This is a genomic window from Halolamina sp. C58 (assembly GCF_051195095.1).
Classification (GTDB): Archaea; Halobacteriota; Halobacteria; order Halobacteriales; family Haloferacaceae; genus Halolamina.
Map to the genome: position 1 here is coordinate 344056 of NZ_JBNTJY010000001.1, position 12822 is coordinate 356877.

12 protein-coding genes are annotated in these 12822 nt (G+C 70.2%); 3 read left to right on the plus strand and 9 right to left on the minus strand.

The annotated features are described in order from the left end of the window. Positions 1 to 309 precede the first annotated feature (309 nt). Together ACQUSM_RS01905 and ACQUSM_RS01910 are read right to left on the minus strand one after the other, a co-directional pair. Positions 310 to 2367 carry a prolyl oligopeptidase family serine peptidase gene (locus tag ACQUSM_RS01905; RefSeq protein WP_435115193.1) on the minus strand — a complete coding sequence of 686 codons (2058 nt, stop codon included), beginning with the start codon at positions 2365 to 2367 and terminating at the stop codon, positions 310 to 312. Between the two features lie 205 nt (positions 2368 to 2572). After that, the gene (locus tag ACQUSM_RS01910) at positions 2573 to 3904 is read right to left on the minus strand and encodes a sodium:calcium antiporter (protein WP_435115194.1); all 1332 of its coding nucleotides are present in this window, start codon (positions 3902 to 3904) and stop codon (positions 2573 to 2575) included. Between the two features lie 390 nt (positions 3905 to 4294). Here ACQUSM_RS01910 and ACQUSM_RS01915 point away from each other — a divergent pair, with 390 nt between their 5' ends. Together ACQUSM_RS01915 and ACQUSM_RS01920 are read left to right on the plus strand one after the other, a co-directional pair. After that, on the plus strand, positions 4295 to 5107 hold the full coding sequence (locus tag ACQUSM_RS01915; RefSeq protein WP_435115195.1) for a ParA family protein: 813 nt from the start codon (positions 4295 to 4297) through the stop codon (positions 5105 to 5107). Next, complete coding sequence (locus tag ACQUSM_RS01920) at positions 5100 to 5429, plus strand: hypothetical protein (protein ID WP_435115196.1); 330 nt, start codon at positions 5100 to 5102, stop codon at positions 5427 to 5429. The genes ACQUSM_RS01915 and ACQUSM_RS01920 overlap by 8 nt, the downstream gene beginning before the upstream one ends. 263 nt (positions 5430 to 5692) lie before the next feature. Here the strand turns inward: ACQUSM_RS01920 and ACQUSM_RS01925 are convergent, their stop codons facing one another. From ACQUSM_RS01925 to ACQUSM_RS01950, 6 genes are all read right to left on the minus strand, one after another. Beyond that, complete coding sequence (locus tag ACQUSM_RS01925; protein WP_435118259.1) at positions 5693 to 5962, minus strand: winged helix-turn-helix transcriptional regulator; 270 nt, start codon at positions 5960 to 5962, stop codon at positions 5693 to 5695. A gap of 209 nt (positions 5963 to 6171) precedes the next feature. Continuing rightward, a complete protein-coding gene (locus tag ACQUSM_RS01930; protein WP_435115197.1) occupies positions 6172 to 7005 on the minus strand; it encodes a rhodanese-like domain-containing protein in 834 nt (277 codons plus the stop codon). 31 nt (positions 7006 to 7036) lie between these two features. Further along, positions 7037 to 7696, minus strand: a complete 660-nt coding sequence (locus tag ACQUSM_RS01935; RefSeq protein WP_435115199.1) for a cyclase family protein — start codon at positions 7694 to 7696, stop codon at positions 7037 to 7039. A gap of 2 nt (positions 7697 to 7698) precedes the next feature. Further along, complete coding sequence (locus tag ACQUSM_RS01940; RefSeq protein ID WP_435115200.1) at positions 7699 to 9258, minus strand: amidohydrolase; 1560 nt, start codon at positions 9256 to 9258, stop codon at positions 7699 to 7701. Between the two features lie 59 nt (positions 9259 to 9317). Further along, positions 9318 to 10775, minus strand: coding sequence for an MATE family efflux transporter (locus ACQUSM_RS01945; protein WP_435115201.1), 1458 nt, complete (start codon positions 10773 to 10775; stop codon positions 9318 to 9320). 58 nt (positions 10776 to 10833) lie between these two features. Then, entirely contained in the window at positions 10834 to 12021 is a 1188-nt protein-coding gene (locus tag ACQUSM_RS01950) for an MFS transporter (RefSeq protein WP_435115202.1), read from the minus strand. 86 nt (positions 12022 to 12107) lie between these two features. Between ACQUSM_RS01950 and ACQUSM_RS01955 the strand changes: the two genes are divergently transcribed. Next, positions 12108 to 12545 (plus strand): DUF5683 domain-containing protein, encoded by a 438-nt coding sequence (locus tag ACQUSM_RS01955; protein ID WP_435115203.1) that lies wholly within the window; start codon positions 12108 to 12110, stop codon positions 12543 to 12545. Here the strand turns inward: ACQUSM_RS01955 and ACQUSM_RS01960 are convergent. Beyond that, complete coding sequence (locus tag ACQUSM_RS01960; protein ID WP_435115204.1) at positions 12542 to 12754, minus strand: hypothetical protein; 213 nt, start codon at positions 12752 to 12754, stop codon at positions 12542 to 12544. The genes ACQUSM_RS01955 and ACQUSM_RS01960 overlap by 4 nt on opposite strands. Positions 12755 to 12822: the final 68 nt, after the last annotated feature.

Consider the following 12822-nt stretch of genomic DNA (forward strand, 5'->3'; position numbering starts at 1 on the left):
CGAGCGGGCGTCCCGAGCGACGACGGCCGGCGATCGCTCCCGCCGTCGACGCGCCGGTGCTGCGCCACGGCGAATCCGCCGTCGCCGATCTCGCCGCGCGTCACGTCCCCGCTGCCCGTTCGACTCCCGAACGTGGTTTCGGTCCTCGCGCGTACCCGTCGGTCGGTGGATCGCCATACGTTCTCTCGGGTCGGTATCGCAATCAATGCTCTTCGGGTGGTTCCGTTCGGTTCGTGACGGTCCGTAATCGACCGACGGACTGGGGAAGAAAAGGTTCCGTTCGGGCTTCCGGGCGGCGACGCTCCAGGCTCAGTGCTCGGCGAACCAGCTCTCCAACTCCTCGAGTCGGTGAATCGCGCGGTCGGGGTCGCCGATGTTGTGGTGCTCGTCGGGGTAGATCACCAGCCGCGAGTCGACGCCCTGCTTGCGGACCGAGACGAACAGCTGTTCGGCCTGCGTCGGCGGGCAGCGCCAGTCGTTCTCCCCCGCCGTGACCAAAAGCGGCGTGTCGACGCCGCCCACGTCGGTGATCGAGGAGATCTCGCGGTAGGTCTCGACGTTCTCCCAGGGGAGGCCGAACTCGTCCTCGTGCCAGAGGTGGTTGTCGTCGGTGCCGAACGTGGCGTAGAAGTCGTAGATGCCGTGTTCGGCGGCCGCGGCGGCGAACACGTCGGACTTCGTGACCGTCGCGGCGGTGGTGACGCCGCCGTAGGAGAAGCCGGTGAGGTAGAGGCGGTCCTCGTCAGCCCAGCCCTCCTCGACGAGGTGTTCGACGCCGCTGACCACGTCGTCGACCTCCTTGTCGCCCCGGGTGCCGCGCAGGCGTTCGGCGAACTCCTGCCCGTAAGAGGTCGAGCCGCGGTAGTTCGTCCGCAGGACGATGTAGTCGTTGCTCGTCCAGAACAGCTGGTCGAAGCCGAACGCGGGCGAGTCGTACGACATCGGGCCGCCGTGGACCGAGGAGACCACCGGATGTGGGTCGGGGTCCTCGGGATCGAACTCCGGCGGGAGGTACGCCAGCCCGTGGATGGTGACGCCGTCGGCGTTCTCCCACGAGAGCCGGACGCAGTCGTGATGGTCGTCGACGAGATCCGCGTTGACCTCGCTGACGCGTGCGAGCCCCGCTTCGTCGGCTTCGGCGCCTTTCTCCGCGTCGAGCCCCTCGCGACCCATCGCGTAGATGTCCGCGCCGGCCGTGGGATCGGCCATCCGGAACGCCAGCGTATCGCCGTCCTCGGAGACCGAGAGCCCCGAGACGGATCTGCTCCGCCCCTGCGCGACGAAGACGCGTTCGGGGTCGTCCGCCTCGGCGTCGAGACGGACCATCCGCGTGTTCCCCTCGTCGCCGAACAGGCCGACGAGCGTGTCGTCGTCGAGCCAGTGGGGGTTACCGCCGAACGCGATCGTACGGTCGAGCGAGGCCGAGACGGACCGGAGATCGCCGCTCTCCACGTCGAGCACGAACGCCTCGGTCGGCTTGTACCAGTTGTAGGGGTCGCCGCCGCCGAAGGCGATCCGGCTCCCGTCGGGCGACCAGCGGGGCTGCTGGACGCGCATCCCGGCGTCGGTCAAGCGCTCGTACCCCGTGCCGTCCGGCCGGATCGTGTAGACGTTCCGGACGTGAGTGTCGTCGGGGTCCTCCTCGTGCTGGGCGACGAACGCGATCCGGTCGCCGTCGGGCGACCACGCGGGCTGGAGTCCCCGGCGATCGCCCTTCTCCTCGTCGTCGTAGGCGTTGTCGAGCCGGACCGTCTCGCGGCTGTCGGCGTCGACGACGAACAGGTAGCTCGACACCTCGTCCATCCAGCCCGCGCCGTCGCCCTTGTGCTGGAGGCGGTCGATCTCGATGGGGCCGTCCTCCTTGCGCTGCTGCAGGTACTCCTCGTCCTCCTCGGTGGGGTCGCGGGCGGCGATCACGAGGCGGTCGCCGTCGGGCGCCCAGTCGAACTCCGCGACGCCGTAGTCGCGGTCGGTGAGCTGGCGGGCGTCGCCGCCGCGCGCCATGTCGAACGACCAGACCTGCGGCTTCGGCCCCTCGCCGACCGGGCCGCCGTTCTCTTCGTCCTCGTCTTCCTCGACTTCGGCGCCGTTCTCGACGGCCACGCCGGCGTCGGTCTCGCGGGCCGCGACGAACGCGAGGCGGTCGCCGTCGGGCGACCACTGCGGCGAGGACGCGCTGGAGGCGCGGGTGAGCCGGTAGGGCTCGGCGGAGCCGTCGGTCGGTGCGACGAACAGCGACGTGTGGCGGTCGTCCTCCTCGGCGTCGAACTCGCTGACCAGGAACGCCACCCGCTCCCCGTCGGGGGAGACGGTGGCGCCGGTCGCGATCGAGAAGTCGTAGAACCGCTCCGGGGACAGTTCGTCCATGGTCCCGATGGACGTGGCGGCGTCAAAAACGTACGCCCAGCGGCCGTTCCTACAGCTTCGGTCGGCCTCGCCGGCCGACCAACACCGGCGAGATCAGTCGTCCGGCGCGGCAGTCCGTCGCCGCGACGATCAGTCGCCACAGAGGCGCGGCAGTCCGTCGCCGCGCCGATCAGTCGTCCTCGCCGCCCGGCAAACGCCGGCGAGATCAGTCGTCCGCCACGGGGTTCTCCTCGGGATTCCCGTGGACGGCGCTCGCGATGATCCCCCGCGTGTCGCGGACGAGCTGGACGAGCGCCTCCCGCCGGGCGGCGAACAGCCCCAGCGCGAGGAGGACGTACGTCGCGGTGAACATGTGCAGTAGCTGGATCTCCGTGACCGGGAGGTGGACGACCTCACGGAGCGCGAGGAACTCCAGCACCACCTGCGAGATGAACAGGAGGAACAGTCCGACTGCCTCCCGCACGTCGATCTCGAAGTTGATGATCAGCGCGAGCGCGAACAGCGACTGCGCCGCGGTGATCCAGATCTCGGCCTCCTGCTTCGCGTCGAACGCCAACGCGCCGTACTCCCCCAGCGCGATCGAGTGGACGATCACCAGCGTCCCGATCAGCAGGGTCCACTGGTTCAGCTTCGAGGAGATCAGCGCGTTGAACCCCGCCGTCGAGCGCGCCTTCCGAACGAGGACGACGACGACGATGAGCTCCGGCGACTCCGACGCCAGCGGCGCGATCCACTGGATCATGAAGAACGAGGGGACGCCCACGTCCTGCCCCAGCAGTTCGAGACTGTGTGCGAACGGCTCGACGGCAGTGAAGATGATCAGGCCGGAGAACGCGAACAGCGTGATCACCGTCAGCGCCCGGAACGGGTTGGGGATCTTCCCCAGCATCGCCGGGACGCCGACGTGTTCGACGTGCTCCTCCGGCTCCCCCCGGAGGACGACGCCGATGTAGAGGACGTACAGCCCGACCAGAAACGCCATATCGAAGATGTCGATCCCCGGACCCAGCGGAACGAGGAACGCCCACGTGGTCGCGGCGAGCAGGAACGCGATTTCGAGGCTGATGTCCCGATCGAGCGAGACGGCGTCCGTGAGGAAGCCGGCCCGGTCCTGCACGGCGGCGTCCTGATCCGACCCGGAGCGGAACACCGTGTACAGCGCCACGCCCGCCCAGCCGATCCCGATCAGGATTCGGTTCGCGCCGGTCATGTTCGCGACCGCGAGGTTGCCGGCTTCGGCGCCGGCGGGCGTGCCGGCTTGAACGCCGGCCTGCCACGCGTACAGCGCGTCGACCGCGTACTCCGGCGCGACCGCCAACACCGCCAGCACGGCGATCGCGAACGCCCGCGGCACGTCCTTCTCCGCGGTCTCGGCCCCCCAAGTCAGCAGGAACGAGGCCCCGAGGATCCCGATCCCGGCGACAGCGACGGTCGAGAGCGCTCCGAGACCGTGGGCCGCCCCGCTCAGCCACCCCCCCAGCCACGGGAGGGTGAGTATCGTTGCGACGACGAGCATTCCGAGCTTTCTCGTGTTCATTCCGGTCTGGCCGGAGCGAGCACCGGAGTTGGTAAAAATCACAGGATACCGATGCCGCGCCGGTTTGTGGCCCTCTCAGCGCCGTACACGGCCGTTCGACCCCGACCCCGCTATCGAGGCATTTCTCGGGTACGCAGGCGCTCATCTCCGTGATTTCACGGGTATTGGCCGGAACGAACGAATCCGTAGCGAGTGGGGGAACACTATCCGAGATTTCCGAAATTCTCGAAAATTTTCGAGTGTGTTCCGTGTATCGGCGGTGCAGGAATCGTGAGAACTCTTAAGTAGTCCGCGGCGGATCCTCGAACGTATGCTTCGGGACGTAGCGACCGTACGGGCGGGCGAGCGCGGGAGCCGTCCGTCCGGGTCGGATCGCGGGGTGGCAGCCTGATGGGCGGCGCCGTCGCCGTCTCGCTCCAGAAGGGGGGTGTGGGCAAGACCACCGTCGCGATCAACCTCGCGGACGCGCTCGCGGTCCGCGGCCACGACGTGTTGCTGGTCGACCTCGACCAGCAGGGGAACGCGACGGAGGGGGTCGGCCTCAAGGCGGAGTACGAGCGGGCGAGCCCCCACGTCGGCGACGTGCTCACCGACGACGATCCCGTCGACGCGAGCGAGGTAGTCGTCGAGCGCGACGGGTTCGACGTGTTCCCCGCCCACGTCGACCTCGACGAGATCGCCGACCGCGTCCGCAACTCCACGTTCGGGATGCTCTGGGTGCGCCGGCGCATCGTCGAACCGCTGCTCGAGGACGAGTACGACTACGTCGTCGTCGACTCGCCGCCGAGCCTGGGACCGCTCTCCGACGCCGCCCTGATCGGCGCCGGCAACGTGATCGTCCCGCTGCTGATGAGCGAGCCCAGCGTCAGCGGCTTCGAGCGCATGTGGGACCAGCAGATCGTCCCCATCCGCAACGAGGTGGATCTGGAGCTGCTCGCGATCGTCCCGAACGATCTCACGGGCAACAACGAGGAGCGACGCATCATCGAGGACCTGGAGAACTCGCCGTTTTCGGAGCACCTACCCGAGTTCTGCCGGTCCGCCGAGTTCGACGACCCCGACTCCCCGGGGCCGGGGCTCCGCCACCGCATCGCGTTCAGCCGCGCGTGGCGCGACGGGCAGACGCTCCGGGAGTACGACCCCGACAACGACATGCTCGACAGACTCGACAAACTCGCCGAGATCGTGGAGGAGAATGCCTGACGACAACCGCTTCGCCGGCCTCTCCGACGCCGACGGGGAGGCCGACGACGAGCCCGGAGAACCGGCGGACGACGAGTCCGAGGAGGCGGATGCGGGCCCGGCCTTCGAGTTCGACGCGACCACCGCGAAGAGCATCTACGTCCGGCCGGAGACGCTGGAAGTGCTCGAGGACGCGGAGTTCGAGGTGGAGAGCCTGCTGCGCCGGGAGCACGGGATCCGGGACGTGACCGGCCGTGAGTTCCACGACGCCGCCGTCCGGGTGCTGGCCGAACACGCCGACGAGATCGTCGAGCGGATTCTCGAAGAACGCGAACAGGACTGACACTGACGGAGAGCGCGGTCGGCGTGGTGTCTCCTCGGCGCCGACGAACTCGCCGTCGTCCGTATCTCCGGGCGGCCGCTCGTAAATCTGACCGCGGTTTCCGGCCTGTCGCGCTCGTGTTCCGCGCTGCTTCGGACAGTGATGGCTCTCGGTCGAGAACGGACCGCCAGTCACGGTGTCGCCGGTCAGTGAAGAGCTCGGAACCGTCTCACGGACCGGGGCGATGGCACGTCGGCCCGAAGAACGCGTCGTCAGTTCGCTCGCTAGTCACCCGTCGCCGCGCCCTCGGGGGCGTCGGTTTCGGCGTGGTCGACCTCGCCGGACTCCGGGCTGTTCGCGGTGTACACTCGCTTGCGGGCGTCCTTCAGACAGATCTCCTCGGTGACCAGCCCGGCGTCCTCGAGCCGGCCGAGCGCGTCACGGACGGTGCGGCCGGCGAGCTGGGTCTCCTCGGTGACCTGACTCTGGGTCATGCGGTCGTTCTCCTGGAGGACGAGGTGGACCAGCTTCGCGCTGGGAGGCAGGTCGGCCATCTCGGCCTCCGTGGCGACGTCGCTCACTGTCGCCCCACGCCGCGGGTGGTTGTCGCCGTGCGCCCGCGCGCCGGCGGGACGTCGGTACCGGTCGATCGATCAATGTTCTCGCGCACGGATGCCCGTATGCGCGCGCGACCCTTAAGCCGTTCTTGACCCTGAGGTAAGTCGGTGACACGGGTGTTACCGGGCGCCCATGACCGACGGTCTCAGCGGACCGTGCCGTCGGCGAGTTCGCCCAGCGGCCGCGTGCGGGTGAACGCCGGCGTCGAGACGCGCACGTCCGTCTCGGCGTCGACGCCGGCGAAACGCAGGTGGATCGAGAAGCGGCCGTCGTCGCCGATCGGGGCGGCCTCGTACTGTCGATCGACCGACGCCCAGGCGTACTCGCCGGCGTACTCGGCGGCGACCTCGCCGTCGATCCGCCACTCGGAGAGCGCCGCGTCGTCGGTTTCGCCGAACGCGGTGCCGGCCATCGGGTACCCCCTGTCGGCCCACTCGCGGAACCCTTCGTCGATGACGTACACGTCCCCGTAGCCGGCTCTCTGGAGCCCCGCGGCCCGGATCGAGGAGAGGTGGTGCGGGCAGCCGCAGTAGGCGACGACGCGGGCGTCGGCCGGCCAGCCGTCGATCCCGCCGCCGGTCGAGTCCTCCTGTGCGGGCGAGAGCACGCCGCCGTAGAGGTGCGAGCGCGTGTACTGTTTCAGCCCCCGCGCGTCGACGAAGCGCGCTTCGGCGCGCAGGTACCACGCCCGGGCCGCCTCGATCGGGAGCAGCCGCACCGTCTCGCCGTTGACCGTGATCGTCTCCAGCGCGTCGGGGTCGACGCCCGGCGCCTCGGGCGGGTCCGGGAACTCGGGCGGGAGGCCGTCGGCCGGATCACCGTCGTCGGGGTAGTCGCCGTTCGCGACCATCGTCTCGTCGATGGTGCCGGGGTGTTCGAACGGCGCGTCGCCGCTCGGCGCCGACTCGTCGGAGGAACAGCCCGCGACGGCGACCGTCGACGCCGCCCCGAGCGAAGCGAGGAACCTGCGTCGATCCATGCCCGAAGTTCGGGGCCGGCGCCGAAACCGCTTACGCTCGGTCGTCGCCGACGGCGACCGCCCGGACCGGCGCGCCGTCGCCGCCGAGCGCGATCGGCTGGGCGCGGAGCTCGAACCGCTCGGGGACGCTGCCGAGGTTCGTGAGGTTCTCGAACACCAGCACGCCCGCCCCGAGCAGCGCGTGGTGGGCGCCGAACGGGTCGCGGTCGCCGAGAGCCATCTCCCCCTCGGCCGGCGGCGTCGGATCGGGGCTGAACGCGTCGATCGCGACGGCGAGCCCGCGGGCGGCACAGCGATCGGCGGCGGCCACCGAGAGGTACGGGTGGTCGCGGTAGCGATCGCGTCCCCAGTGGCGGTCCCAGCCGGTCCGGAACACCGCACAGTCCGCGTCCGGCGCGGTTTCGGGGTCGGGCACGCGATCAGCGGGGATCGGCTCCCGCGCGTCGAGATCGGTGCAGTCGACGACGACGGCGTCGCGGACGAACGCCGAGACGGGGTAGGTATCGAGCGTGTCGCCGTCTTCCTCGGTGTGCGACGGCGCGTCGACGTGGGTGCCCGCGTGGCTCCCGCAGGTGAGCTCGCTGACGCGGCAGCCGTCGGTCGCGAACGTGTTCGCGGCGTCGACACTGACTGCGGGATCGCCGGGGTAGACGGGCATCCCGGACTCGATGGCGTGGGTGAGATCCTGCATCGTCACCGCCCGTCGTACACCACGTCGCCGTTCAGCACGGTCAGTTCGACCGCGATCTCGTCGAACGAGTCGGGGTTCTCGTAGGGGTCCGCGTCGAGCACGACCGCGTCGCCGAAGCGGCCGGGTTCGAGGACGCCCTTCTCGGCCTCTTGGAACTCCGCGTACGCCGCGCCGCGGGTGTAGGCGGCGAGCGCCTCGTCGACGGTGAGCCGCTGGCTCTCGTACGGCGACTCGACGGCGAAGCTCATCCCGTACAGCGGTCCGGGCGGCATCTTGTCGCTGCCGAACGCCAGCGGCACGTCGGCGTCGAGCATCTCGCGGTAGCGGTTGTTCTCGGGGCGAACGTCGTCTCCCAGACGGTTCTCGTAGAGGCCGTCGTCGCCGTTCCACTGGAGGAAGTTGGGCTGCATCGACGCGACGATGCCGAGGTCGGCCATGCGCTCGATCGCCTCGTCGGTCGCGAGTTCGGCGTGTTCGATCCGGAGCCGCGGGTCGAACCCGTCGTCGTACTCCGCGAGGGCGCGCTCGTACTCGTCGATCACCACGTCGATCGCCTCGCCGCCGATGGCGTGGGTCGCGATCTGTTGGTTCGTGCGCGCGGCGCGGGCGAACCACTCCCGGAGCTGTTCGCGGTCGTTCACCATCTCGCCGCGGCCGCCGCCGGCGTACTCGCGGTGGGTCTTGGCGGTCTCGGAGCCGATCGAGCCGTCGGAGAACGTCTTCAGCCCGCCGATCCGCAGCCACTCGTCGCCGAACCCCGAGGCGATCTCCAGATCCGACAGCGACTCTGCCTGCCACTGCGGGACGTAGAACGTCGTCCGCAGGTCGAGGTCGTCCTCGCGCCAGTGGGCGAACAGCGCCTCCTGCTGGACGTAGCCGTGCTCCCTGACGCGGGTCAGCCCCGCGACGGTCTGGATCGACGTGACGCCGAGTTCGTGGTAGCGGTCGATCGCGGCGTCGAGCGCCTCGCGGGCTTTCGGCACGTCCGGGTAGGAGGCCGCCCGCACGCGGCCGGTGGCGTCCTCGACGACCCGCCCCGTCGGCTCGCCGCCCTCGGTCCGGACGTCGTGTTCGACGCCGGAGAAGTCGACTGCCTCCAGCGCACGACTGTTGAGCGTCGCGGAGTGGCCGTCGACGCGGACCGCGACGATGGGGTGGGCCTCGGAAACCGCGTCGAGTTCGCCCTTCGTGAGGTAGTCGCGCCCGCCCGCGGGCCAGGTGCTCTCGTCGTACTGGAAGCCGAGCACCCACTCGCCGGCGGGGGTGGAGTCGGCGTTCTCCGCGAGCAGTTCGAGCGCCTCCTCGCGGTCGTCGGCCGCCGAGAGGTCGGTTTCGAGCAGACCGATTCCGACCGAGAACACGTGGGTGTGGGCGTCGTTGAACCCCGGGAGGACGGTTCGCCCGTCGAGGTCGATCAGCTCCGGATCGGTCGCCGCGGCGTCGACCGTCTCCGTGTCGCCGACCGCGGCCACGCGGCCGTCCCGGAACAGCACCGCCTCGGCGACCCGTCGGTCGTCGTCGAGCGTGTGGACGGTGCCGCCGGAGAGCAGGAGTTCGGACATACCGGCGCGGGGGCTGGCTCCGAGTTAAGCGTTCTCACGCCGCCGATGGCTCCGAGAAGTCAGTCCACCGTCGTCGCCGGGTCGTCCTGCTCGGGGCGGATCTCGCGGCTGATCTCCTTCCACTTCCCGCTGTTGAACCGCCAGTAGTTGATCGCCGCGGGGACGATCGTCTCGGCCACGAACGCGAGATACACCCCCCAGATACCCAGCGCGGTCACGGAGCCGAGGTACACCAGCGGGATCGAACAGCAGAACATCCCGAGGAACTGGCTCAGGAACGGGACGCGGGTGTCGCCGCTGGCGTCGAGCGGGCCGATCGAGGAGCCGGAGATTCCCCGGAACAGCAGCGCGACGCAGGCCGCGTAGATCAGGCTGACCGCGATCGGTTCGGTCGCCGGGGGGGAGTCGGTGTTGATGAACAGGCTCACCAGCGGGCGAGCGAACACCGCGGTGATCGCGGCCGAGACGGCGTACGTCGCGACCGAGTAGCGGATGATGTCCCGGCCGTACGCCTCCGCGAGCGCCTCCTTCCCCTGCCCGAGCGCCTGCCCGGAGAGGCTGGAGGCCGCGAGCCCGAACCCCCAGCCGGGCGTGTTCATGATCCCCCAGATGCGGCGGGCGACGACGAACGCCGCGAGCGTGCCGTCGCGGTAGCTGCCGAGGAAGAACAGCATCGGGAACTCCGCGACCGTCCAGACGAGGTTGCGCGCGCCGACGGGGGTGCCGATCCGGACCAGATCGCGCAGCGTCCCGGGGTCGACGTACGTTCCCACGGGGTCGATCTCGACGGGGAAGCTCCCGAACCCGGGGATCCCCCCGCGGGAGAGCCCGAGCGCGAACGCGCTCACTGCGAACACGTTCGAGAGCACGGTCCCCAGCGCCGCGCCCTCGACGCCCCAGCCGAGGACGACGATGAACACGGCGTTGAGGGCGACGTTGACGACCGCGCCGCCGGCCCGGACCTGCATCGCGGTGTAGGCGTCGTCGGCGCCGACGAGCACGCGGCTCCCCACGAGGTTCAGCCCCGCGAAGGGGATCCCCAGCCCGACGACCCGGAGGTAGCGCGCGGCGTAGTCGATCTGGGTCGGGTCGCTGTTGATCAGGCTGACCAGCTGCTCGGGCACCAGCCAGAACACGAGCGTCACGGGCAGCGAGACGACGATCACCAGCAGCGTGCTGGAGCGGACCGCCAGCCCGAGTCTCTCGTACGCCTCGGCGCCGTAGCGCTGTGAGACCAGCGCGATCGTCCCGCCGGCGACGCCGCCGCCGATCGCGAACGCGAGCCCCCAGAACGGGCCCGCCACCCCGACGCCCGCGATCGCGTCGGCGCCGAGCACCGCGCCGACCATCGCCACGTCGGCCGCGTTTTTCGACATCCGGGCGACCCCGGTGACGATGCGGGGCCACGCCAGATCGGCCGTCTCGATCGCTCGCTCCCGATCGATCAGGCCGACTCTGGCCAGCGCCAGCCCGATGTAGAGGATCGGGAGCCGGAGGACGTCTGCGTTGCGGGACACTCGTCACCGCGTTCTGCCCGGACCGCGAAGAGGCTTACCAATCCTCCCAGTATCGCTCCTACTCGTCGACGGGCACGCCGACGAGGTGGACGACTGCGCTCCCGACGAACAGCACCGCCCCCGCCGCGGCGAGGGCGACGCCCGGGGAGACGGCGTCGGAAAGCAGCCCGCTGCCGAGCTGGAACGGGACGACCGCCAGCCCGCTCACCATCGACATCGCGCTCAGCGTCGTCGCGCGCCCGACGGCGTCGATGCGGTCGTTGACGTACTGGCTCGCGAACACCCGGGTCGCCTCGGAGAGCCCGCGCACGAGCACGAACGCGAGGAACGCCGAGACCGGCAGCACCCACTGCCCGACGAGCAGCAGCCCCACCGCGAGGGGGACGACGAGGAACCACGACCGCAGTCCGACGGTCGCCCGGATCCACTCCGCGCGGTACGTGACCGCCGCGGCCACGAGGCTGATCGCCCCGTAGTACCACCCCAGCAGCGTCTCCACGTCGCCCAACCCGTAGCCCGCGGCGACGGTCTCGATCCGGGGCTGGAGGAAGATGAACGCGAGGTACGTCGCCGCCGCGAACAGGACGTAGTACAGCACGAGGAACGACCGAAGCCGGCGGTCGGCAAAAGCCGCCCGCACCGCGTCGAGACTGGCCGACAGCGTGGTTCGGTCGGCCGGGCCGTCGCCGCCGTCGTCGACGGTCAGCAGGATCACCGCGCCGAGGCCCGTCACCGCCGCCGCCGCGTAGAAGGGGTAGGCGAGGTCGGCCGACGCGAGGTAGCCGCCGGCGACCGCGGCGACGACGCCGGCCGCGAGCGCGAACGACTCGCCGCGGCCCCGCAGATCCGAGAAGGAGCGGCCGTCGCCGACCAGCGAGTCGTAGAGCCACGCGTCCTCCGTGCCGGAGCGGAACGTGTAGCCCAGCGACCAGCAGACGTACAGGCCGAGAAACGCCGGGAACGTTAGCGACCCCTCGATGCGCCCGGCCAGTCCGAGCCCCAGTAGCGTGAGCGCGATCGTCGACGTGCCGACGATCAGCCCGTTGCGCCGGCCGAGCCAGTCGCCGAGGTAGCCCGTGGGGATCTCCCCCAGCACCGTCGTCACGTTGTAGGCGGCTTCGAGCACCGTGATCTGGAAGAAGGAGAGCCCGGCGTTCGCGAAGTAGAGGTACATGATCGGCCGGTAGAGCTCGACCGCTTTCGTCGCCTTGTAGGCGTAGTAGCGCACGACGGCGGCCGATGGCATCGATCGAACCGCGCGGCCCCAGCGCCAAAAGCACCCCGGCCTCGCGTGCCACAAGAGCTACGCTCCTTCGACGCCCAGCGTGGGGTATGAGCGACGACGGGCCCCACGAGGCGCCTTCCACCGACGAGATCGACGAGCCCGCCGGCGACGACCGAACGACGCCCGGCGAGGGCGAGGTGTACTGTCGGGACTGCGGCGCGATAATCCGCGAGAAGGCGGAGATCTGCCCGGAGTGCGGCGTCCGTCAGCAGTCCCCCGGGTCGTCGATGGACGAGCTGATCGAGACGCTGACCAACGGCGAGAACGCGTTCGTCGCGGCGGTGTACTCCGCGATCCTCCCGGGGCTGGGGCAGTTCTACAACCGCGAGCCCGCGAAGGGCGCGGCGATCGTCGTCGCCAGCTTCGTCGCGATGCTCTCGGTGCTGGCGCTGGTCGGCTTCGTGCTCTACCCCGCGGTCTGGCTGTACGCGGTGTACGACGCCTACGTCGTCGCCGAGGGACGGGAGCCACCGCTCGAGATCTAGTCCAGCAGCACCGACGCGACGAGGAACAGGCTGTGGTGGACGACGACCGCGACGAGCAGCGCGGTCGCGATCGGGCCGGGCGGCCGCTGCACGCCGCCGCCGCTCAGCACCACCGCCACCGCCGGGAGGACGAAGAACGCGACCACTAGGTACGCGTGTGCGTACCGCCCGGGAAGCCGGCCGAACACGCCGTCATCGGTCGTCTGCACATCTCCGGCGTCGTCGGCGGGGGACATAACCCCGGCGGAGCGCGGTCGGCGGCCGACCGAAGGCTGAA

Excerpts from the sequence above, each read along its gene's own strand:
- ACQUSM_RS01905 (WP_435115193.1), bottom strand. The coding sequence starts at position 2,367 with ATGGACGAACTGTCCCCGGAGCGGTTCTACGACTTCTCGATCGCGACC.
- ACQUSM_RS01910 (WP_435115194.1), bottom strand. The coding sequence starts at position 3,904 with ATGAACACGAGAAAGCTCGGAATGCTCGTCGTCGCAACGATACTCACC.
- ACQUSM_RS01915 (WP_435115195.1), top strand. The coding sequence starts at position 4,295 with ATGGGCGGCGCCGTCGCCGTCTCGCTCCAGAAGGGGGGTGTGGGCAAG.
- ACQUSM_RS01920 (WP_435115196.1), top strand. The coding sequence starts at position 5,100 with ATGCCTGACGACAACCGCTTCGCCGGCCTCTCCGACGCCGACGGGGAG.
- ACQUSM_RS01925 (WP_435118259.1), bottom strand. The coding sequence starts at position 5,962 with ATGGCCGACCTGCCTCCCAGCGCGAAGCTGGTCCACCTCGTCCTCCAG.
- ACQUSM_RS01930 (WP_435115197.1), bottom strand. The coding sequence starts at position 7,005 with ATGGATCGACGCAGGTTCCTCGCTTCGCTCGGGGCGGCGTCGACGGTC.
- ACQUSM_RS01935 (WP_435115199.1), bottom strand. The coding sequence starts at position 7,696 with ATGCAGGATCTCACCCACGCCATCGAGTCCGGGATGCCCGTCTACCCC.
- ACQUSM_RS01940 (WP_435115200.1), bottom strand. The coding sequence starts at position 9,258 with ATGTCCGAACTCCTGCTCTCCGGCGGCACCGTCCACACGCTCGACGAC.
- ACQUSM_RS01950 (WP_435115202.1), bottom strand. The coding sequence starts at position 12,021 with ATGCCATCGGCCGCCGTCGTGCGCTACTACGCCTACAAGGCGACGAAA.
- ACQUSM_RS01955 (WP_435115203.1), top strand. The coding sequence starts at position 12,108 with ATGAGCGACGACGGGCCCCACGAGGCGCCTTCCACCGACGAGATCGAC.